General features: G+C 61.0%; 18 protein-coding genes. 7 read left to right on the top strand and 11 right to left on the bottom strand.

Annotated elements, in window-relative coordinates; all coding sequences use genetic code 11:
• Nucleotides 1-4: 4 nt before the first annotated feature.
• Complete coding sequence (locus Q5Y75_RS05495; protein ID WP_306195101.1) at nt 5-886, top strand: metallophosphoesterase; 882 nt, start codon at nt 5-7, stop codon at nt 884-886.
• A 43-nt stretch (nt 887-929) separates the two neighbouring features.
• Nucleotides 930-1,814: an EamA family transporter RarD gene (gene rarD / locus Q5Y75_RS05490; RefSeq protein WP_306195100.1), complete on the top strand. Its 885-nt coding sequence runs from the start codon at nt 930-932 to the stop codon at nt 1,812-1,814.
• 76 nt (nt 1,815-1,890) lie between these two features.
• Here the strand turns inward: rarD and Q5Y75_RS05485 are convergent, their stop codons facing one another.
• Both Q5Y75_RS05485 and Q5Y75_RS05480 read right to left on the bottom strand, forming a co-directional pair.
• Nucleotides 1,891-2,049 (bottom strand): hypothetical protein, encoded by a 159-nt coding sequence (locus Q5Y75_RS05485; RefSeq protein ID WP_306195097.1) that lies wholly within the window; start codon nt 2,047-2,049, stop codon nt 1,891-1,893.
• A 202-nt stretch (nt 2,050-2,251) separates the two neighbouring features.
• A complete protein-coding gene (locus tag Q5Y75_RS05480; RefSeq protein ID WP_306195095.1) occupies nt 2,252-3,301 on the bottom strand; it encodes a pyridoxal-phosphate dependent enzyme in 1,050 nt (349 codons plus the stop codon).
• Between the two features lie 177 nt (nt 3,302-3,478).
• On the opposite strand from Q5Y75_RS05480, the gene Q5Y75_RS05475 reads away from it, so the two are divergent.
• From Q5Y75_RS05475 to Q5Y75_RS05465, 3 genes are read left to right on the top strand one after another with little or no spacing between them, the layout of a single operon-like run.
• Nucleotides 3,479-4,630 (top strand): amidohydrolase, encoded by a 1,152-nt coding sequence (locus Q5Y75_RS05475; protein ID WP_306195093.1) that lies wholly within the window; start codon nt 3,479-3,481, stop codon nt 4,628-4,630.
• Nucleotides 4,630-5,793 (top strand): M24 family metallopeptidase, encoded by a 1,164-nt coding sequence (locus Q5Y75_RS05470; RefSeq protein ID WP_306195092.1) that lies wholly within the window; start codon nt 4,630-4,632, stop codon nt 5,791-5,793. Before Q5Y75_RS05475 ends, Q5Y75_RS05470 begins: the two co-directional genes overlap by 1 nt.
• A gap of 8 nt (nt 5,794-5,801) precedes the next feature.
• Nucleotides 5,802-6,545: a maleate cis-trans isomerase family protein gene (locus tag Q5Y75_RS05465; RefSeq protein ID WP_306195090.1), complete on the top strand. Its 744-nt coding sequence runs from the start codon at nt 5,802-5,804 to the stop codon at nt 6,543-6,545.
• A gap of 82 nt (nt 6,546-6,627) precedes the next feature.
• Here Q5Y75_RS05465 and Q5Y75_RS05460 read toward each other — a convergent pair whose 3' ends face one another.
• From Q5Y75_RS05460 to Q5Y75_RS05435, 6 genes are all read right to left on the bottom strand, one after another.
• On the bottom strand, nt 6,628-8,442 hold the full coding sequence (locus tag Q5Y75_RS05460) for a BCCT family transporter (protein WP_306195088.1): 1,815 nt from the start codon (nt 8,440-8,442) through the stop codon (nt 6,628-6,630).
• A gap of 68 nt (nt 8,443-8,510) precedes the next feature.
• Nucleotides 8,511-9,539, bottom strand: coding sequence for an Ldh family oxidoreductase (locus Q5Y75_RS05455; RefSeq protein WP_306195086.1), 1,029 nt, complete (start codon nt 9,537-9,539; stop codon nt 8,511-8,513).
• A gap of 12 nt (nt 9,540-9,551) precedes the next feature.
• Nucleotides 9,552-10,181 (bottom strand): DUF3726 domain-containing protein, encoded by a 630-nt coding sequence (locus tag Q5Y75_RS05450; RefSeq protein WP_306195084.1) that lies wholly within the window; start codon nt 10,179-10,181, stop codon nt 9,552-9,554.
• Nucleotides 10,178-11,866 (bottom strand): hypothetical protein, encoded by a 1,689-nt coding sequence (locus Q5Y75_RS05445; protein ID WP_306195083.1) that lies wholly within the window; start codon nt 11,864-11,866, stop codon nt 10,178-10,180. Before Q5Y75_RS05445 ends, Q5Y75_RS05450 begins: the two co-directional genes overlap by 4 nt.
• On the bottom strand, nt 11,866-12,846 hold the full coding sequence (locus Q5Y75_RS05440; protein ID WP_306195081.1) for a membrane dipeptidase: 981 nt from the start codon (nt 12,844-12,846) through the stop codon (nt 11,866-11,868). Before Q5Y75_RS05440 ends, Q5Y75_RS05445 begins: the two co-directional genes overlap by 1 nt.
• Nucleotides 12,846-14,291, bottom strand: a complete 1,446-nt coding sequence (locus tag Q5Y75_RS05435) for an aldehyde dehydrogenase family protein (protein WP_371933223.1) — start codon at nt 14,289-14,291, stop codon at nt 12,846-12,848. The genes Q5Y75_RS05440 and Q5Y75_RS05435 overlap by 1 nt, the downstream gene beginning before the upstream one ends.
• A gap of 102 nt (nt 14,292-14,393) precedes the next feature.
• Between Q5Y75_RS05435 and Q5Y75_RS05430 the strand changes: the two genes are divergently transcribed.
• Together Q5Y75_RS05430 and Q5Y75_RS05425 are read left to right on the top strand one after the other, a co-directional pair.
• Nucleotides 14,394-15,284, top strand: coding sequence for a LysR family transcriptional regulator (locus Q5Y75_RS05430; RefSeq protein WP_306195079.1), 891 nt, complete (start codon nt 14,394-14,396; stop codon nt 15,282-15,284).
• 165 nt (nt 15,285-15,449) lie between these two features.
• Nucleotides 15,450-16,658, top strand: a complete 1,209-nt coding sequence (locus Q5Y75_RS05425; protein ID WP_306195076.1) for an aminopeptidase P family protein — start codon at nt 15,450-15,452, stop codon at nt 16,656-16,658.
• A gap of 77 nt (nt 16,659-16,735) precedes the next feature.
• Here Q5Y75_RS05425 and Q5Y75_RS05420 read toward each other — a convergent pair whose 3' ends face one another.
• The 3 genes from Q5Y75_RS05420 to Q5Y75_RS05410 form a co-directional block, all read right to left on the bottom strand.
• Nucleotides 16,736-18,337, bottom strand: coding sequence for a BCCT family transporter (locus Q5Y75_RS05420; protein ID WP_306195074.1), 1,602 nt, complete (start codon nt 18,335-18,337; stop codon nt 16,736-16,738).
• Between the two features lie 31 nt (nt 18,338-18,368).
• Entirely contained in the window at nt 18,369-19,529 is a 1,161-nt protein-coding gene (locus Q5Y75_RS05415; protein ID WP_306195071.1) for an extracellular solute-binding protein, read from the bottom strand.
• Nucleotides 19,530-19,871: 342 nt separating this feature from the next.
• Nucleotides 19,872-20,114, bottom strand: coding sequence for a hypothetical protein (locus Q5Y75_RS05410; RefSeq protein ID WP_306195069.1), 243 nt, complete (start codon nt 20,112-20,114; stop codon nt 19,872-19,874).
• Between the last annotated feature and the right edge of the window lie 221 nt (nt 20,115-20,335).

Genomic DNA, 20,335 nt, shown 5'->3' with positions numbered 1-20,335 from the left:
TCGGTTGAATCTAAGAAAACTACTGAAAGGCCTGCTGGCGCGAAAGCGAGCAGGCCTTTTTCGTGCCGGCTACGAGTTTTTTGTTGAACCATCGTTGAGATTGCGTGTTCAAAAATGGCACGTTCAGCGGGAGGACTGGCCAATACCGCCGCTTCGTATCGCGGTTGTGTCTGATCTGCACGCGGGTGAACCTTTTGTCGGAATGAAGCGGATCGAACGTATCGTACGGCGTACAAATGCGATCGCACCGGACCTGGTATTGCTGTTGGGCGATTTTGCTCGGGGTCATAAATTTGAGACCCGTCCGGTAAAAATTGACGATATCGCACCCGTATTGGCGCAGCTAGAGGCACCGCATGGGGTTTATGCGGTTTTGGGTAACCATGATTGGTGGGCAGACCGAGCTGCTCAACGGCGCAAAAGCGGGCCGAACATCTATGGCGAGGCGCTTGAGCGCAACGGGATACCGGTGCTTTCGAACTCTGCCCTAAAGCTGCAAAGTGCCGGTATCTGGCTTGCCGGGCTTGAAGATCAGCGGGCTATCCTGCGTGGATTGCGAAGGTGTCACGGATTGGATGATCTACCCGCGACCTTGGCGCAAATCACTGATGATGCACCGGTGGTTATGATGGCACACGAACCGGACGCGTTTCCCGAGATGCCCAAGCAGGTTGCATTGACGCTTTCGGGTCATACCCATGGTGGGCAAATTAGGGTCTTTGGCTGGGCCCCGTTCGTCCCATCGCGTTTTGGGAACAAATATGCATACGGGCATGTGCGTGAGGATGGCCGTGATCTCGTTGTATCCGGCGGCATAGGTTGCTCGATCCTGCCCGTGCGATTGGGAGTGGTGCCAGAGATCACCGTGATTGAGCTGTCAGCTTGACCGCAGATCAGACGCATGACACCCCGGACGGCGGAGGGGCCCTATGACGGAAACGACCAAAGGTATAGCAGCGATGATCGCGGCCTGTACGGTCTGGGGCCTTTCGCCGCTGTTTTACAAGCAACTCGAGATGGTGCCTCCGCTGGAGCTTCTGTCGCATCGGGCTGTCTGGTCGATTGTGTTCTTTGCCGCGGTGCTGGCGCTGCAGGGTAGGCTGCGCGAGATCCCCGCCGCCTATAGCGGTGGGCAGACGGTCAAGCTGTTGCTGGCAGGGCTGATGATCTCGCTGAATTGGCTGGTTTTCCTGGTTTCGGTTCAGATCGGAAAGGTAGCCGATGCGGCGCTGGGTTATTATATTTTTCCGCTCTGTGCAGTGTTGGCCGGTCGGTTCTGGTTTGGTGAAAGACTCGCTCGCCCGCAATGGGCTGCGATCGGGCTCGCTGCGCTTTCGGTTTTGGTGCTGAGCTTCGGGACCGGCGTGCCGCCCTGGATTGCGCTGCTGATCGGGGCGGCCTTTGCCTTATATGGCGCGATCAAGAAAGGGTTGCAGCAGGGTCCGGTCCTGTCGGTGACCTGCGAGATTCTGATCCTGCTGCCGCTTTGGCTGGCCGTTCTGGTCCAAGCGGGTTGGGTGGGCAAGGGTCTCTTCGGCAGCGATGTACTGATCAGCACTTTGTTGGTCCTGTCAGGGCCGATGACGGCGGTTCCCCTGATCCTGTTCAGCTATGCCGCGCAGCGGGTCCAGATGTCGACCATGGGCGTACTGCAATACATCAATCCGTCGCTGCAATTTATCTGCGCGGTTGTTGTGTTTGGCGAGCCGTTCAGCTTCTGGCATGTGGTTGCTTTTTCGCTGATCTGGCTAGCGGTGTTGGTTTTTTCCCTTAACCCACTGATCGGCGGGCGACAGCGTGGATCGCGGGGATGAGCAGCCGGGCTTATGATGGTGTGCCCCCGCCGGAGGAAGGGCGGGGACACAGCCGTGCCGGGGGAGGGCGGCTGAATTAGCGCTTCAGAACGGTGACGGACTTGCTGACCGGCTCAATTGGTTTTTCCGGGAATGTGAGGGTTACCGCGGGGCTGCCAATTGCGAAGCCACCTGCCATTGCTGGCGCTGCGGCGGTTGTCAGGACCAATGCTGCTGCAATCAAAAGGGGTTTCATCGTCTTCTCCAATCTGAACTGTTCGGTTCACATTACATGATCTAAACAGGTCAGTTCAGTTTTCAAGAGCTACTGAACCGAATAGTTCACTTTTTTAAAAAAAGCCGATTCACCCCCTGACTCCTGAGCTGGGGACAGAGCGCAAAACCTGTGGCTGAATTGACGTGAAAGATGGCGCTGGGTCCGCGTCAACAAGTTCCGCTCAGGCGGGTCCTTCTGACACGATCACCAGTGGCCGGAATGCCTGGTCGTCATCCAGGTGAGGAACATGCTTGCGCAAGGCGGCAAACCCGGCAGCACCGGAGGGGGTAGTGGCGACTCCCAGCGCGCCCACGGCGTCCGAGGCCGCGCGGCCTTCCTCCTCGGACAATGTCTCATAGCGCACGCCGCAGCGTTCCAGAACCTGCCAGGCGACGATTGAGGGTTCCTTGCAGTCCAGCCGACCCATATTCGATTCCGGCCCATCCGCGCGGATGGGGTGTCCGGCAAGGTGGCTCGCTTTGAGGCAGGGCGCGGCTTCGGGCTCCGCGATGATCAATTCCGGCTGCTCGGCCCAGTTCAGGCGGATCATATGCGCCATTGCAGCAGCGAGCCCGCCAACGCCTGCCTGCAGATAAACATGGGTCGGCCAGTTGCCCGAGGTCTCGAACTCCCGGCGCAGTTCCTCGGCTATGACGCAATAGCCTTCCATGACCAGCTTGGGGATTTCGGTATAGCCCGGCCATGTGCCATCGGCCAAAAGGATCGCGCCGCTGGTGTCGGCATCAGCGATGGCTGCGGCGACACTCTCGTCATAGACCTCGCCCGAGCGCACGACCTCGGCCCCCAGCGCCCGCAGCCGGTCGGCAAAGCCTTCGGGCACGGTATTGGCAAGATGAACCCTTGCCTTCGCCCCCATGGCCCGCGCGCCCGCCGCAACGCCCATCCCGTGATTGCCCGCGCTGGCGCAGACAAAGCAGAGCGTGGCGGCAAAGGCGCGGATATCCGCGTCGCCGATGCGAGCCGGCGTCAGAATCTCTCCGGTTCGGGACAGCCACTCCGCCTCGATGATCCGGGCCACCGCATAAGGCGCGCCAAGCGCCTTGAAGGCGCCCAGCCCCATCCGACCGGTTTCGTCCTTGGCCAGAACCTCCTGACCGTGCGGCCCTTGCAAACGCAGCAGGGGCGAGGGCGCATAGGCGTTCTGCGTGCGAAAGAAGCTCAGAGCGCGGCCGAAATCCGGAGCGAAGTGAAGGTCATCGGAATATGTCATGCCAGCAGGCCCCGCCTATGTCGTGTTTGAGGTTTTCAGGACGTTGGCGTCCATGGCATGAAAGAAGTCGGATTCCCCGCGAAAAGCAACAAGCATGCGCCGCAATATCCTGAATGGCCCGCCAACAGGCGTCTTGATCGCCACCACCCTGACCAGATGTCACCGAGATGGACCGATATGACTGACTTTCACAGCCGACTGATCGCGCAGCGCCGCGCGTTTCATCGTGATCCCGAACTGGGGTCTCAGGAGGCGCGGACAAAAACCGCGGTGGCCCAGTCTCTGCGCCGCTTGGGGATCGAAACGCATGAAGGTGCAGGTGTTGTCGGGGTGTTGCGGATGGGGCAGGGCAATCGCGCCATTGGTCTGCGTGCGGATATGGATGCGCTGCCGATCACCGAAAACTCAGCCCATGGCTACTGCTCGCAAACCCCTGGTGTCATGCATGCCTGTGGCCATGACGGCCATATGACGATACTGCTGGGTGCTGCTGAAAGGCTGGCAGCCGAAGGCGGGTTTGACGGCAGCGTGGTCTTTCTGTTCCAGCCCAACGAAGAGCATGGGCTGGGCGCGCAAGCCATGATCGACGAAGGCGTGCTGGAGACATTTCCGATTGATGAGGTCTATGCCATCCACAATCTGCCCGGCGCGCCGGTGGGGCAGGTCTCGACCCGGTCTGGCATCATCTGCAACAGCGAAACGCTGTTCGAGATCACCATTCACGGGCAGGGCGGGCACGCCTCAATGCCGCAGGCCGGGGTGGATGCGATTACCGTTGGTGCGGAACTGGTGCTGGCGCTGCAGACTATCGTGGCTCGCAAACTGGCGCCCGGGGCGGGGGCGGTTGTCTCGGTCACCGAATTTCTGAGCGACGGGCAGCGCAATGTCCTGCCTGGCAAGGCCGTGCTCAAAGGTGACTTCCGAGCGCGATCTCCGCAGGACCGCGTCGCCATCGAGGCCCATATGCGCCGGATCGCCGAAGGCATCGCTGCGGCGCACGGTATTCAGGCGAGTGTGACCTTCAACACCGAGTTCATCGAAACCATCAATGCCGACGCCCCGACCCAGGCCGTCTATCGCGCCGCTGACACCGCGGGGTGCGATCTGATCCGCAACCGCCCCCCAATGAGCTTTTCCGAGGATTTCGCTCATTTTTGCGCCGCCGTTCCCGGCTGCTTCCTGCTGCTCGGCAATGGTGAGGACGGGGCAAACGGCCAGCCGCTGCACGCTTCGGACTATGATTTCAACGATGATCTCCTACCCATCGGGGCAGAGTTCTGGGTGCAGCTGGTGCGAGACCGGTTGCCGATCCGCAAGGACCAGGCGTGATGGCGGCCCCGGAGCGCGGATTCCCCGAGGCCGAGTTCACGGCGCGTACTCGGCGCGCGCAAGTTCTCATGGCGGGGTCCGGCATGGCCGGTCTGCTGCTGATGACCGAGGCGGAGCTGCGCTATTTCAGCGGCTTTCACACGCTGTTCTGGCAAAGCCCGACCCGGCCCTGGTTCTTGTTCGTTCCGGCCTTGGGCAAGCCGATCGCGATCATACCCGAGATCGGGGCGGAGCTGATGCGCGGCACCTGGATCGACGATATCCGCACCTGGAGCGCACCCGCGCCGGATGACGATGGCATCAGCCTGCTCACGGATCTCCTGACCCCGCTCGCACGGAACGGAGAGACGATCGGCATCCTGAAAGGGCACGAGACCGCGCTACGCATGCCGTTGGGCGATTATGAACGTTTGATGCAGGGGCTGACCGGGTTGCGCGTGAGCGACTGCACCGGGCTGATCCGAGCCTTGCGCATGGTGAAATCCGAGGCCGAGATCGAAAAGCTAGCCCATATCTGTGCCATCGGCTCGCGCACATTTGCCCGCGTCCCCGAGCTTGCCCGCGAAGGCCTGCCGCTGGAGGCGCTGTTTCGGGCTTTCCGGCGCGAGGCGCTGGCACAGGGGGCGGATGATGTACCCTATCTGGTCGGCGGTGCAGATACCGGTGGCTATCGCGACGTCATCTCGCCCCCCTCGTGCCGTCCCTTGGCACGGGGCGATATCCTGATGCTGGATACCGGGGCCAATTGGGACGGGTATTTCTGCGATTTCGACCGCAACTTTGCGATTGGCGTGGCCGACAGCACCTCGCAGCGCGCCTATGAGGTGCTTTGGCGCGCGACCGAGGCCGGTATCGCCGCCGCGCGCCCCGGCACAACCAGCCGCGCGTTGTTTCAGGTGATGCAGAATGTGATCGCGGAACTGGACGATCAGGGTGGCGATGTCGGGCGTCTTGGCCACGGGCTGGGGATGCAACTGACCGAATGGCCCTCGCATGCCGCGTTTGACGACACAGAAATTACCGAAAACATGGTGCTGACACTGGAACCTTCGCTCAGCTATGGCGATGACAAGATCATGGTGCATGAAGAGAATATCGTGATACGCGCGGATGGCGCGCAGCTTTTGTCCGAGCGCGCCGCACCAGACCTTCCGATCATATGAGGCAGGGCATGAAACTGGAGTACGACACGGATCAGGGCATCGGAACCCGCGCCACGCTGGGTGTGATCGTGCTGGAAAACGACGAGACGATCGAGGCCGAGTTTGCGCGCATCATGGCGTTGCAGGGGATTGCACTTTATCACAGCCGCATTCCGATGGTCCCGGAAATCCGTCCCGATACGCTGGCCCGGATGGAAAATGATCTGCCCGCTTCGGCACGGCTCTTTCCGCAGTCGCTGAAGTTCGATGTCATCGGATATGGCTGCACTTCCGCTTCGAGTGTGATCGGATCGGACAATGTGGCCCGCGCAATCCAATCGGTATTCCCCGATGCCAAGGTGAGCGATCCACTCGCCGCCGTCATCGCCGCTGCCCAGGCGCTTGAGGTGAAACGGCTGGGCTTCCTCACGCCTTACGTGCCCGAAGTCTCGAGCCGGATGCGGCAGAGGCTGGAAGCGGCCGGGTTCGAGATCGCCGGGTTCGGCTCATTCGAGGAAGGCGATGACCGGGTGGTCGCCCGCATCACCGAGGCCTCGATTATCGCGGCGGCGACGCAGGTCGCTGCGGCGGCTCCTTGCGATGCCATCGTGATTTCCTGCACCAACCTGCGCTGCCTGAACGTCATTGACGAGATCGAGACCAGCACCGGCCTGCCCGTGATCACCAGCAATCAGGCGTTGGCCTGGCACATGCTGCGGCTTGCGAATGTTGGGGATGCTCTGCCGATACTGGGCCAGCTTGGTCACCGGTAGGGCGGGCGCGTTCACAGGTCTTGTTGTGGAAACGGGCGCAGATGCGGGCGGCCTTCAGCTCGGGGCCGCCCGCTGCGATGTCTTACTCTGCAGCGACGGTGTGCTTCGCACGCAACCCGTCACGATAGAGCGCCTTGGCAAGGGCAATGCACATCAGACCCATCACCATGGTAAAGGGCAGCGCGCCGATGATCATCGCGTTTCGCAGCGCGTCCATCGGGTTGTTTTCACCCGCAGCCAGGATCAACGCCCCGATCACTGCGGTCAGGATCAGACCCCAGACGATCTTGTGCTTGTTGCCGATCTTCTGGTCGCCACCCGACATGATGGTGTTCATCACCAGGATGCCCGAGTCTGCCGAGGTCACCAGGAAGGTCATGATCAGCACAACGCACATCACGGTGATGCCAGACAGCAATCCGCCGGTGATCATCTCCTGCAGGGTCACGAACAGCTTAGCCGTGTTGGACGCACCGATGATGGCGCCTTCAGCGGTGCCGTTCAGTTCCAGATCGATCGCGGTGCCGCCAAGGATGGTCATCCAGGCAAAGCAGACCAGCGCGGGTGCAAAGACGCAGCCGATGATGAATTCACGCACCGAACGCCCCTTGGAGATGCGGGCCAGGAACAGGCCGACAAAGGGCGAGAATGCGATCCACCAGGCCCAGTAGAAGGTTGTCCAACCGGCCTGCCAGCCGAATTGGCGTCCCTGCTCACCGGCCGCATAGGCGGCGGTCAAGACATCGTCGGGCAATGCGGCGGCTTCCCCTTCAAGACCGGATTTGAACGCATCGAACGACCCCCACGCATTGGTCGCGCCGCTATAGAGCGCGTCTGCCATCGGGGCCGCCTCGGACGGCAGAGCCGATGCAAACGCTGTCTCGGATTGCGGCCCGATGGCATTGAAGCTGAGCGAGATGAAATGCAGCATGTAGTCCACGAAGGCGGTCGCGTAGTTGGTCATTGCAAAGAGGAAAGACCCGAAGACCACAAAGACCAGCAGCAGGATCAGCGACAGCACCAGGTTCAGGTTCGACAGGTATTTCACACCCCGCCCAACACCTGACACCGCCGAAATGATCGACAGTCCCATGATGACGACCAGGCCCGAAATCAGGCCAACCGTGCTGGGCTCCGGCGTTTCTCCGGTCAGATCCATCATCCATTCCATGCCGGAGATGGCATAGAGCCCGTCGATGAATTGTGAGACGCCATAGCCGATGGTCACCGAGACGCCCAGAATGGTCGCAACCACCCCCAGCACGTCAACCACATGTCCCAGGAAGCCGTTCATCAACCGCCCAAACAGCGGCGTCAGCGCCGTCCGGATGGTCAGCGGCATGTCGCGCGTATAGGCGTAATAGGCCAGCGACAGCCCCGTGACCACGTAAATCGCCCAGGCGTGAAAGCCGTAATGCAGGAAGGTGTAGCGGTATCCCGATTGCAGCGCGGCCTCGGTATTGGCCTCGACCGTGCCTGCCAGCACCACCGGGTTCGATCCCCAGAGGCCCAGAGGTTCTGCGGTTGCAAAAACCATCAACCCGACGCCCAGACCCGCGCCGAACATCATCGAGAACCAGGAAAAATCCGAGAATTCCGGTTTCTCGCCTTCGGGGCCCATAACCCGCTTTCCGGTGCCTGGTATGAGGGCCACGGCGACGAGGAAGAAGATAAAGAGACCAACAATGATGATGTAGAAGCCGTTGAAATCTTCAAGCAATCTCCAGTTGAGGCTGCCCAGAACGCCATTTGCATTGGCGGGCCAGACCAGAGCCCAGATCACTAGGCCGACCATGATCGCCTTGCTCAGTAGGGCGATCTCCAGACTGTGCCCTTCATAAAACCCGCTGGCAGACCTCTTGATCTGCAAGTCGGTAAACGGTTGTTTCACTGACATGTGTTTCCTCCCTGTTCGCACGTGTCCTGATTTGCCGGGAAGGTTTGTTGTCGCGCGGGGTCTCCCGGTTATCCGTCGCGCTGTTGTCCTTGCAGTAGGGCGTCGATCCTGTTCAGCGTTGCCAAATTCACGGCAACGCCATCTTTTTGGGCCGCCAGCCGTTTGGCGCGGCGACCGTCACCCGGCAAATGTGCCCGGTCCTGAAAGCGGATCGCTTCGACAAGATCGGCAATACCGGCTGCAAAAACGTCACCGGCGGTCGCAGATGGGTCAATTGCGATAAAAAACTGCCCGGTCTTGGGCGGGCCACCTGCGGTGCCTGAGAAGGGCGAGGCGTGAATGCCCAACGTTGCGCCGGTTAGTGCGGCGGCCATGACCTCGGTCAGCAGGGCGATGCCGACGCCTTTGTAGCCGCCCGATGGGGCCATCGACCCTTTCAGGCCCACATCAGGGTCGGTTGTCGGCTTGCCGTCGCTGTCCAGCGCCCAGCCCACCGGGATCGGCTTGCCCTCGCGCGCGTGTTTCATCACCTCGCTTTTAGCGATGGTGCTGGCGCTCTGGTCGATCAGCAGGGCGGGTTGGCCATCGCTGCCGGGCACGGCAAGTGAGAAAGGATTGGTGCCGACCACCGGTCTGGAGCCGCCCGAGGGCGCGATGGAGGCAGGCGCGTTGGTAAAGCCGATCCCCACCAGCCCGGCCTGCGCCAGACGGTAGGTATGATAGCCCAGGACCCCGCAATTATAGCTGTTCCTGATGGACAGAACCGCCACGCCTTGCGTGCGCGCCGCCGCGATCAATGGCTCGAACCCCAGATTGATTGCGGAATGGGCAAAACCGGTGGCGGCGTCAACGGCGACCACGCCGGGGCGGGGCGTTGATAAGGTAGGGATTGCCTGCCCATCAACTTTGCCGCATTGCACATGCTCGCAATAGATCGGGATATAGGCCAGCCCGTGACTGGCCACGCCGTCGGCCTCGGTGGCTGCGGTTGCCACGGCAAGCGGGCGCGCGTTGGCCTCCGACGTTCCTGCAGCGACCAAAGCGTCAAAGGACAGTGCCTCGATCTCGGACAACGAAAGTGTCTTGGTTTCAGTCACGTGGGCGTCTCCTCAGTCATTGTCGGACAGACCGGCACCCGCGCCGAGCCGTCGCGATTCTTCAGTGGCCGGGGCGTAGGTGAGTTGAGCGAAGCGGCTTAGTATCGCGCGGGTCTCGGGGGCGGGGGTGGCGCGGGTGCGATGCGGGCGAAGCTCCGACAATACGCCGCCAAGCTCTATGCGCAGGTGCTCCGAATGATCCGGGGCCTCCTGCGGCATGCTCAGCGCGGTGCCGTCGGTCACCGCTTCCCAGCTCCCGCTGGTCACGGTCACGGAACGTTCGAGCTTGCGCGCGACTTGCGCGGCGAAGGGCAGGATCAGCAAAGGGTGGGCAACCTGCCGCATGTCGGTTGGGCGTTGAGATAAACGCTCGGCGCAGTCCGACAGGGTGACCCCGGCGGTCAACGGGCAGAGCGTGGTCTTGCACTGCCAGGGTTCATCCAGGTTCTCGGGCGTATGGTCTTGCAAAGATGCGGCAAACCTTCGTTGCAGCAGAGCGGCAAGAACAGCCCCGCCATCCAGCCCATGCGCGCAGAGCCAGCGGGTCGCCTTGGCGGCCTCCTCGGCCAGACCCCAGCTATAGAGGCCGCCGCGCGTTGCACGCTTGGCGGTTGCCTCCATCTCGTTCAGCGACAGGGTCATTCCGCACACTCTGGATAGACCCACAGATCGGCATTCTCTGTCGTCAGGTCCTCGGGATAGGGTGCACCCGCATACATGCAGATCCGCACCCATCGGTCTGAGCGGGGATCGAAATGGGTTGCGCCAAAGAAGGACAGTTTGGCCCGCAGCATGTCGATGGGCAGCACTGCCGCGCTGATCGTGTTGTCCTGCACCTCGCTATAAGGCGCGATGCGGCTCATCTGCAGGCGGCGGACCGTGTGGCGATGTTCGGGGTGGCGCATCAGGAATTCCGCGATCGGGTGGTCGTCTTCCTGATTGGCAAGCGCGCGATGCGCCGCCACTGCGTCCCGCGCCGGGGCAAGGGGCTGTTCGTAGGCGCCGATGGGCTCCTCGAACCGCTCCCCCATGCGCGGTTCGAGCTTTTCTTCCGAGACATACCACGCCCGCGCGCAATGCTCCGGCGCGTCCCAATCCAGCGGCAGGGCCCAGCCGAACCGGCCTTCGATCAGCGCGCGGACCTCTTTGATCTGCATCGCGCCATCAATCACGAAGGCGTCCGCGTTGCTGTCAGCCATGCAGCTGGCCAGACCATCCACCTCATCCGCATAAGGCTCTAGGATCAGTGAGGCGACCAGTTCCTGACCTTCCTCGCTCAACGCGGTTTCCGACCAGAGCACCAGCCGGTCCCAGGGATAGTCGTGCAGCAGGGTCTCTTGCTGAACATGCGCCTCAAGCGCCTGCATGTCTGAGGTCAGATGCGCCAGCTTTTTGATCTGGATCGGATGCTTGGACCGCCAGCGATCCACCGAGATTGCGCTTCGTTTCAGGACAGCGCGAAAGATATCCGCCTCGATCTGCGTGGCGTCTGGGCGGCTGCGGACCCTGGCGATGGCCTCTTCGCGGGCCATGATCCAGTTATTGAACAGGATCGGGTGATTGATGATGAAAGGCGCCATGCCCAGCCCGGTGGAATTGCCGATCCCCAGCTGCCGGGCGATCGCCGGATCAAGCTGCACCGCCTGATCGCTGCCCTTGACCCGGGCCATATGTTCAACAAGGTCCCGTACGAAGGTGCGGGTCAGGTAGACCGATAACATCTCGGCCTGAAACGGCACCTGCAATTCTTCGCGATCCGCGATCACCACGCGATCCGCCGCGCCGAACTTGCCCGAGCCATAGACGGCCGTAGTACGCATAAGATAGCCTACGCCTTCGATCTGTTCGGGATCGGGTTGCCGTCCCGCCGCCAGCCGGTCCACCACATGGGACCACAGACGAACCGAGCGGTTGGCGCGCGACAGCGACAGCTCGGTTTCGCTGACGCGCCCGGCCTCTTGCAGGGGGACATTGCGGGACAGCCGGTCGATATCCTCATCCTTGGGGATGCCGTCGAACAGGGTGAAAGTGGCATCCCAGGCCTCGGCGATCACCCGGTCCGAGCGCATTTCGGGCGGCAGGTCATGGGCGAAGGCCACCAGAGAATACGCCCGTTCCGGCCCTTGCGCCGTATAAACAGCGTGGCCTACGCCCTTGTCATTAATCGCAAAAACCGGGCGCGTGAAGGTCCAGCCATCCCGTGCCATGCGCCGCGTCAGGACCCGCATGAAGCTCAGTCGGCATTGATGCAGCGAACCAAGACGGGACAGGCGCATCACCTCTTCCGGGGCTCTGCGCTGGATCTGTGTTGGCGCGACCGGTTTCATCACACGCATCCCCTTGGGGTGAAGTTTTCTGAGAAGAACCTGTACCAGTTCCTTCCCATGATCCCTGCGACCTCATCCTCGCTCAGCCCGGTTGCGCGCAGACCTGTTTCAATATTGCCGAAGTCGCGGTTGTCCTGAAACCATGCAGGCATGGGCGGGAAACCGGGTGCGGCGGCGGAGCCTTCGCCATAGTCGACCTCCTTGGTCCAGCGCCCGACGCGCATCCATTCGACCACGCTGTCGGGCTGGTCTTGGCACAGGTCAGTGCCGATCCCCAGATGTTCGGGCCCGTATCTTTCGGCGGTGCGCGCGATCATCTCGCAGAAGCTCTCCAGCGTGCAGGCGGATTTGTCTTTCAGATGATGAGGGTAGACCGAAAAGCCCATCATGCCGCCATTTTCGATCACCGCCCGGATCACCGTGTCGCGCTTGTTGCGCAGGGCGGGCGACCAGTCATGCGGGTTCGCGTGCGTAATGGCGATGGGGTGTTCCGAGATCTCTGCCGCCTCGATGGTCGAGCGATCCGCCGAATGGCTCATATCCACCACCAGACCTACACGGTTCATCTCTTTGATGACCTGTTTGCCCATGCGGGTGATGCCGGTGTCTTCGGCCTCGTAACAGCCCGTCGCCAGCAGCGATTGGTTGTTATAGGTCAGTTGCATGAACCGCGCGCCCAGATCGTGCAGGATCTCGACCAGCCCGATATCATCCTCGATAGGCGAGGGGTTCTGGAAGCCGAAGAACACCGCCGTGCGCCCCGTTTCGCGCGCCGCGTCGATATCGCTGGCCCAGCGGCCTTTCATGATCAGGTCGGGATATTGCTCGAACCAGCGGTTCCACTTTTCAAAATTCAGCACCGTCTCGCGGAAGTTCTCGTGATAGGCGATGGTGACGTGGATAGCATCGACGCCCCCTTCGCGCAGTTGCCGGAAAATCTTTTCCGACCAGTTGGCATATTGCAGCCCGTCGATAAGCATCAGACCGGGGTTCCGGCGCTGATATAGGCGGTCTTGACGGTGGTGTAGAACTCTGCCGCCGCCTTGCCCTGTTCGCGCGGCCCGTAGGAGCTGTCGCCGCGCCCGCCGAAGGGCACGTGATAGTCGGTGCCTGCGGTGGGCAGGTTCACGGTCACCACGCCGGTGCGGGCGTTGCGGCGGAAATGGGTGGCGCGGGCGAGGCTTTGGGTGACGATGCCCGAGGTCAGGCCGAAATTGGTGTCGTTGACGACGCTCAGCGCCTCGTGATAGCTGGCGACCTTGATGACGCTGGTGAGCGGTGCGAACATTTCTTCGCGGTTGATGCGCATATCGTTACTGGTGTTCAGGAACACGCCCGGCGACATGTAGAACCCCTCATGTGGCATATCGAGACGCTGCCCGCCGCAGGCCAGTTCGGCGCCTTCCGACTTACCCAGATCGACATAGGCGAGGTTTTCCCGAAGCTGCTGTTCGCTGACGATTGGGCCCATCTGCACGCCGTCTTCCAGCGCGTGGCCCACCTTCATCGCCTGCGCGCCTGCGACGAGTTTCTCGACAAAAGCATCATGCACGCCCGCATGGACCACGAGGCGGGAGGAGGCAGTGCATTTCTGGCCCGAGCCGCCAAAGGCCCCGCCAAGCGCCAGGGTCACGGCCAGATCGAGATCGGCATCGTCCATCACCGCCAGCGCGTTTTTCGATCCCATTTCCATCTGCACCTTGGTGAGGTTCTGGATCGCGGCGGCGGCGATACTTTTGCCCACGGGCACCGAGCCGGTGAAGGAAATCGCGTTGACCTTGGGGCTTTCCACCAGGTGCTGACCAACCGAGCGGCCCGAGCCCATCACTAGGCTGAACAGACCTTTGGGGATGTCCTGCCGTTCGATGATCTCGGCCAGAGCCACGGCAGAGGCCGGGGTGACATTGGCGGGTTTCCAGACCACCGCATTGCCATAACACAGCGCCGGGGCGATCTTCCACGAGGCGGTGGCGGTGGGGAAGTTCCAGGGGCTTATAATGGCCACAACACCAACCGGCTCGCAGCGCACGTCAATCTCGACCCCGTCGCGCACGCTGTCGGCGTTTTCGCCCAGCTGGCGCAGGCATTCGGCAGCGTAATAGGTAAAGAACTGCCCGGCGCGATAGACCTCTCCCTTGCCCTCGGCCAGCGGCTTGCCTTCCTCGCGGCTGAGCAGGGTGCCCAGTTCCTCGGCGCGGCTCATCAGCTCGGTGCCGATCGCCGTCAGCACTGCCTGCTTGCGTTCCATCCCGTAGGCGGCCCATTCGACCTGAGCGACACGCGCCTGATCCAGTGCCGCGTCAAGCTGATCCGCACTGGCTTGCTCGAACATCCCGACCAGATCACTCAGATCCGAAGGGTTGCGGTTTTCAATCTCGCTCTCGCCGGCCAGCCATTCGCCAGCAATCAGGTTCAGTTTGGTCAAGGTCAGCCCCAAATCCCGTGGTCAAATTTGGATCAGGATGGACTTTGGTTGTGATATCAGTCAAACTCAAACAATTGAATATAATTTCAGAAAATCTGAAGCATGGCTATCAAGATCGAAATGCTGCGCTGCTTTTGCACTGTGGCCCAGACCGGCACTCTTGCCGAGGCCGCCGACCGGTTGGGGCGCACGCAGTCTGCGGTGTCGATGACGCTGAAACAATTGGAAGATCACCTGGGAAAGAAGCTGTTCGAAGGGGAGCGAAAAAGCACCTTGTCGCCCTTGGGAGAGCAGGTGTTTGATCTGGCCTCCAGGCAGGTTCGCCAGTTTGACGAAACGGTGCAGGAGATCGAGGCCGCCGCCGAGGCAAGCCATGGCCTGATCCGCATCGTCTCGGTGCCTTCCATCGCAGCACTGCTTTTCCCGCAGGTTCTCGAACACATGACCGGGCGCTTTCCGGGGCTGAAAGTGGAATTGCGTGATACGGACAGTCAGCAGGTGCTGGACGCGCTGACCGAGGGCAAGGCCGAGATCGGGATCGCCTCGGGGTTCCACCCCCTGAACGGGATCAGGGCGGTGCCCTTGTTGGAAGATCACTTTGGCCTGGTCTGCGCCGCAGATCATCCCCTGAACACGCAGGCCTGCCAGCCGGAAATCGCGGATGTGGTGACCGGAGCGTTTCTGCGCAACGCCTTGTGTGATTTGATCGAGACGCCACGCTTTCTGGACGCGATCGAGGCGGCGGATGTCACCATCCAGAACACTCATTCGCTGATCACCATGATCCAAACCGGCAAATGGGTCACGGTGCTGCCGCAGACCGTCGCGCAGTTCATCCCCGAAACCACCGTCTTTCGCCCCATCGCGGATTTGCCGGACAAGCGACAGGTCTATCTCTACAGCCGGGAAAAGTCGCGGTTCCAAGACCTGACCGATGAATGCAGCGCTTTCATTCTGTCGTGTAAATTTCATGAGGCCAAACAGGGCGCCTAGGGGTTCCCCTGCGTCGAGCAGCCCAGAAAAGGCTGGATTTGCCTCCTTGATTTTGGCAGCGTCTGTTCAGGCAAATTGGCGATGGCGTCGCCACGTTTTGAGTGTATCGAAACGCGCCACTACACACAGTCCTGAACGCCGGGACCTCTTTGATCGGAGGTCAATATGACTGCACGTCCTGAATTCTATCGTTTCCACAACGGCGAAAAAGCCGGTCTGCAATTTGCCGATAGCGAATACGCCGCGCGCATCGACGGTTTACGCAAAATCCTGGCCGAGCGCGGTGCCGAGGCCGCCGTTTTCACCTCGATGCATAATGTCTCGTATTATTCGGGCTTCACCTATTGCGCCTTCGGGCGGCCTTATGCGCTGGTGGTGACGCCCACCGAATGCGTGACCATCTCGGCCGGGATTGACGCGGGCCAGCCCTGGCGGCGCTGTTATAGCGACAACATCACCTATACCGACTGGCAGCGCGACAATTACTGGCGCGCGATCCTGTCGGTGACGGGGCCGGGCAGGGTGATCGGGTACGAAAGCGATCACCTGACACTGTTGCAGCAGGGCAAGCTGCAGAGCTTTCTCGCGCCGTCGAACACCGTCGACCTATACGAGGCGACCATGCGCCAGCGCATGCACAAATCGCCTGCCGAGATCGAGATGATCCGTGCGGGCGCGGCGGTGGCGGATGTGGGCGGTTATGCGATCCGCGACGCGATCAAAGAAGGCACGCGCGAGATCGATGTCGCCATGGCGGGACGCGACGCGATGGAGTTGGAGATCGCCGCCCGTTTTCCGGATGCCGAATATCGCGACACCTGGGTCTGGTTCCAGTCGGGCATCAATACCGACGGCGCCCATAACCCGGTCACCGGTCGGCGGCTTGAGCGCGGGGATATCCTGTCGCTGAATACGTTCCCGATGATCTCGGGCTATTACACCGCGTTGGAACGCACGCTGTTTGTGGGTGAGGTGGACGCGGCGAGCCTGAAACTCTGGCAGGCCAATATCGGCGCGCATGAGCTTGGTATTTCGCTGCTGAAGCCCGGCGCCTCCTGTGCCGAGGTCACGCAGCAGATCAACGCATTCTTTGCCGAGCGTGACCTGCTGCAATACCGCACCTTCGGCTATGGCCATTCCTTCGGTGTGCTGTCGCATTACTACGGGCGCGAGGCGGGTCTGGAACTGCGCGAGGATATCGACACCGTGCTGGAGCCGGGCATGGTGATCTCGATGGAGCCGATGCTGACCATCGCGGACGGGCTACCCGGGGCAGGGGGCTATCGCGAGCACGATATTCTGGTGATCACCGAGGACGGCAACGAGAACATCACCGGTTACCCCTATGGTCCGGAGTTCAACGTGGTGGGCTGAGCCAGGCCGCCAGGGCTGAACGAAACGCAAGAGAGGCAGCCGGGGCTGCCTCTCTTTTTTGTGTCCGAGTTCGGGAGTTACCGGTTGAGGAACTCCAGATCGTATTTATCGGCATAATCCGGCAGCGGGTGCTCGGCATGCAGCGAGGTGACGATGCCGTAGATCATGAACAGCAGGATCACCGCGATCGGCAGACCGGCCACGATCGAGGCTGTCTGCAGCGCGCTCAAACCGCCTGCCAGCATCAGAACACCCGCGACGACACCGGCGGTCAGACCCCAGAACACGCGGAATTTGACCGGCGGATGCTCATCCCCCATCGAGAGCATCGTGCACATCACCAAAGTGCCCGAGTCCGACGAGGTTACGAACCACGAGATCAGCAGGATCGTGATCAACACGGTGATCGGATAGGTCAGCCAAGTATAGCCGAAGCCTTTCACGGTCGCGAAGACGCCCGCAGCATAGTCATTGTTCACGGCCTCAACCACACCGGCATCATAGAACAGATCGACGCCAGCCGCCGCCCCGCCAAAGACGCCCATCCACAGCATCACGACCGAGGTCGGGATCAGCAGCACGCAATAGCAGAACTGCTTGATGGTGCGCCCTTTTGAGACGCGGGCGATGAACAGGCCCACAAACGGGCACCACGCGATCCACCAGCCCCAGTAGAAGATGGTCCACCAGCTCTGCCACTGGTTATCGGGTTCGCCATTGATCCAGAAGCCCATCGGGATGACCGTCCACAGATAATCGCCGAAGCCCGAAAGGGTGATCCCGAGCAGGAAGGCGGTGGGTCCCAGGACAATGAACAGGATCAGCAGGAAGACGCTGGCCATCACATTGGTTTCGGACAGAATCCGCACACCCTTGCCCACGCCCGACGCGGCCGAGGCGGTGCCCATGCAGGTGATGATTGCCACGAGGATCAACTGGTTGGTCTGCGTATTGGCCATCCAGCCCAGATCCTCTAGCCCGGCAGCAATCGGGGTGACTCCCAGACCCAGCGAGGTCGCCAGTCCAAAGATAGTGCCGAACACACCGATCAGGTCCACCAGGTGCCCCCACGGGCCATAAATGCGCTCTTTGAGCACAGGATAAAGCGCTGTGCGCAGGGTCAGAGGCAGACCGTGGCGATACGAAAAATAGGCGAGGCTAAGCCCGACCAGCACATAAAGCGCCCAGCCATGGAACCCCCAATGAAAGTTGGTGATGGTCACGGCGGAAATCGCAGCGTCAACTGAGCCGGGCTCGAGTCCCGCGCGTTCCTGGAACGGGCTGCCCTGGATGTGAAACATTGGCTCGGCGACACCCCAATAGATCAGGCCCGATCCCAGTCCGGCGCTGAACAGCATGCAGATCCAGGAAAAGGTCGAAAAGTCGGGCTCATCATCGTCCTTGCCCAGTTTGACATGGCCGAAGCGGCTGATCATCAGCCATAGCACGAAGAACAGCGCTGCATTCACCACCAGCACATAGAACCAGTCCAGCGAGCCGATGATAAAGTCCTTGCCAGCGGCAAAAACCACGCTCGACGCCTCGACATCGCGGATCGTGTAAAAGACGAAGCCCAGGATCATCACCATCGAGGCGATGCCCATCGTGGCGTTCATCCCTTTGAACAAGCCTGACTTGGAAACAAGATTGTCAGGTCTCTCTTTTGATTGATCACTCATTTCATATCCCTTTTTGCCCTGTTGGTCCGGCTTATCTTGTTGATCCTGCGGCACCTCTGCGTGCCGTGGCGGATGCCCATGTCTGGAACGCTTCTTCCAGACGCGCGTGGTTGTTGGCCCACCAGTCGGCATCCGACAGGATGTAGAGGTTATCCTCATAGGCGGGGCCGTTAGGAATGCGCTGCAGCACGTCATCCGACAGCAGCGCCATTGAGGATTTCCGTGTCGGCCCGTTGGGCAGATACCCCACCATATCGGCCAGCGCGTTGGAACTGCTGGCGTATCGGATGAATTCGATCGCGGCGTCCTTGTTCTGGCTGCCCTTGGGGATGCCGAACAGGTCCAGTTCGATCACGCGCCCATCCATATTGACGGTGAAATCGGCACCTTCCTCCTGCGCGGCGGTGGCACCGGTCGTGGCCCAGATCGAAGACATCGCCACATCACCTGCATTCAGCAGGCGCACCGGTTCGCGCCCGGTTTCCCAGATCTGCAGGCCGGGGCGGATATCCTCCATCTTCTTTAGCGCCCGCTCGACGCCTTCGTCCGTTTCGAGCGTGGCATAGACCTCTTCACGCGGCACGCCATCAGCCATCAGCGCCCATTCCATGATCACCGTGGGGTCGTTGCGGATGGCCCGCGCGCCCGGATAAGTCTCTGTGTCGAAGAAATCCGCGATGGTCGATGGCGGTGTGTCGGCAAATTGCGAGTTCTTATAGGCATATGCCGTGCCCCAGACGATCACACCGACACCGCAATCGTTCAGCGCGCCTTCGACGAAATCCTCACGAAACGGAGTGCCATCCACGCCATCGGGCAGCTCGATATCCGAGATATCCTCCAGCAAGCCTTCCTTGCAGGCGCGCAGCGAATCCGCCTGGGTCAGATCAACCACGTCCCAGATGACATTGGCGCTTTCGACCTGATCGCGGATTTCCGAGATGCCGCCATTGTAATGCGCCACGTTCACCTTCGACTTGCTCTCGGCCTCATAGGGGCGCACGAAGCCCAGCATCTGGCTGCGCATATAGGGACCGGTCCAGGAGGTGAAGGTAATCTCCGGCATTGCGGCTGGTGGCGCTGGGGTATCAGCCGCCTCTTGCGCACTGGCGGCACCGATTGACATCGCCGCTATGAGCGCCGCCAATCCAAACGTGTGCCCGTTGGATGCAATAGATCTGCTAACGACCATTAAGTGTCCTCCCTTTATCAAGGCTGATTATTCTTGGTTTGACCCGATCAGCGCGTCATGCGGGCCCACAAGACCCGGTATTCGGCAACAGGGTGCCCTTAGGGCAATATTACCCTGATCATCGTGTAAATCGGCAACATCCATTGGGCAAATGCGACCCCTTTGAGGGGGATAGCGACCGGCGCGTGGCAAACTTGGCCCCGTAGCAGCCGTAAGGGCGTGGCATTAAACGCGCACGCCCAAGGGGCCTCTATGGCCACATGTGCCGTGAAACGTCGCCAAAAACACGCAGCCAGACATGGCGATGGCACGCGTGGATATTGGAAAGGACCGGTGGAGGGATCAGTCGCAGGTAAACGTCAGGCGATAGAACCCCTGAGCGGCAGGCTCGGAGGACTTGAACGTTGCGGGGCCGCCGCAGCCTTGTTCGGCATTCAGATGCTCTGCGTCTGTCGGGGTCGGGGTCTGCAACCCGTCGATGATGACCTCGCTGCCGTTATAGTAGGTTTGGACGCCCTCGATATTGGTCGGGGTTTGACATCCTGCCAGAACGGCAAGGGCCGGGACAAGGGCGAGGTATCTCATGGCGCTCTCCTTATGACTGGCTGAAGTCTATCAATGCGCCGCTTTACATCAACCTTTCTGCATGTCCCGCGTGAGACATGCAACCCGCCGAGCTGTTTTCTCAGGATAAGCAATTTGCGTCCCCTGATTTGCCTTTGCACCTGACGCACCTTCGGGCCTTTTGAGAGGCCCTGCAATCTGCGTGAGCGCCAGAAACTCAGCTTCAACGGCAACCAACAGAC

Origin of the sequence: Ruegeria discodermiae, from assembly GCF_030758345.1 — a bacterium.
Taxonomy (GTDB): domain Bacteria; phylum Pseudomonadota; class Alphaproteobacteria; order Rhodobacterales; family Rhodobacteraceae; genus Ruegeria_C.
Note: the sequence above shows the minus strand (reverse complement) of the source record. Positions and strands in the feature narration are given on the sequence as shown.

What these genes read in the sequence shown, in the direction of transcription:
- Q5Y75_RS05420 (WP_306195074.1), bottom strand. Translation starts at nt 18,337, where the DNA reads ATGAGTGATCAATCAAAAGAGAGACCTGACAATCTTGTTTCCAAGTCA.
- Q5Y75_RS05410 (WP_306195069.1), bottom strand. Translation starts at nt 20,114, where the DNA reads ATGAGATACCTCGCCCTTGTCCCGGCCCTTGCCGTTCTGGCAGGATGT.
- Q5Y75_RS05470 (WP_306195092.1), top strand. Translation starts at nt 4,630, where the DNA reads ATGGCGGCCCCGGAGCGCGGATTCCCCGAGGCCGAGTTCACGGCGCGT.
- Q5Y75_RS05475 (WP_306195093.1), top strand. Translation starts at nt 3,479, where the DNA reads ATGACTGACTTTCACAGCCGACTGATCGCGCAGCGCCGCGCGTTTCAT.
- Q5Y75_RS05450 (WP_306195084.1), bottom strand. Translation starts at nt 10,181, where the DNA reads ATGACCCTGTCGCTGAACGAGATGGAGGCAACCGCCAAGCGTGCAACG.
- Q5Y75_RS05430 (WP_306195079.1), top strand. Translation starts at nt 14,394, where the DNA reads ATGGCTATCAAGATCGAAATGCTGCGCTGCTTTTGCACTGTGGCCCAG.
- Q5Y75_RS05425 (WP_306195076.1), top strand. Translation starts at nt 15,450, where the DNA reads ATGACTGCACGTCCTGAATTCTATCGTTTCCACAACGGCGAAAAAGCC.
- Q5Y75_RS05440 (WP_306195081.1), bottom strand. Translation starts at nt 12,846, where the DNA reads ATGCTTATCGACGGGCTGCAATATGCCAACTGGTCGGAAAAGATTTTC.
- Q5Y75_RS05465 (WP_306195090.1), top strand. Translation starts at nt 5,802, where the DNA reads ATGAAACTGGAGTACGACACGGATCAGGGCATCGGAACCCGCGCCACG.
- rarD (WP_306195100.1), top strand. Translation starts at nt 930, where the DNA reads ATGACGGAAACGACCAAAGGTATAGCAGCGATGATCGCGGCCTGTACG.
- Q5Y75_RS05415 (WP_306195071.1), bottom strand. Translation starts at nt 19,529, where the DNA reads ATGGTCGTTAGCAGATCTATTGCATCCAACGGGCACACGTTTGGATTG.
- Q5Y75_RS05480 (WP_306195095.1), bottom strand. Translation starts at nt 3,301, where the DNA reads ATGACATATTCCGATGACCTTCACTTCGCTCCGGATTTCGGCCGCGCT.
- Q5Y75_RS05460 (WP_306195088.1), bottom strand. Translation starts at nt 8,442, where the DNA reads ATGTCAGTGAAACAACCGTTTACCGACTTGCAGATCAAGAGGTCTGCC.
- Q5Y75_RS05485 (WP_306195097.1), bottom strand. Translation starts at nt 2,049, where the DNA reads ATGAAACCCCTTTTGATTGCAGCAGCATTGGTCCTGACAACCGCCGCA.
- Q5Y75_RS05445 (WP_306195083.1), bottom strand. Translation starts at nt 11,866, where the DNA reads ATGAAACCGGTCGCGCCAACACAGATCCAGCGCAGAGCCCCGGAAGAG.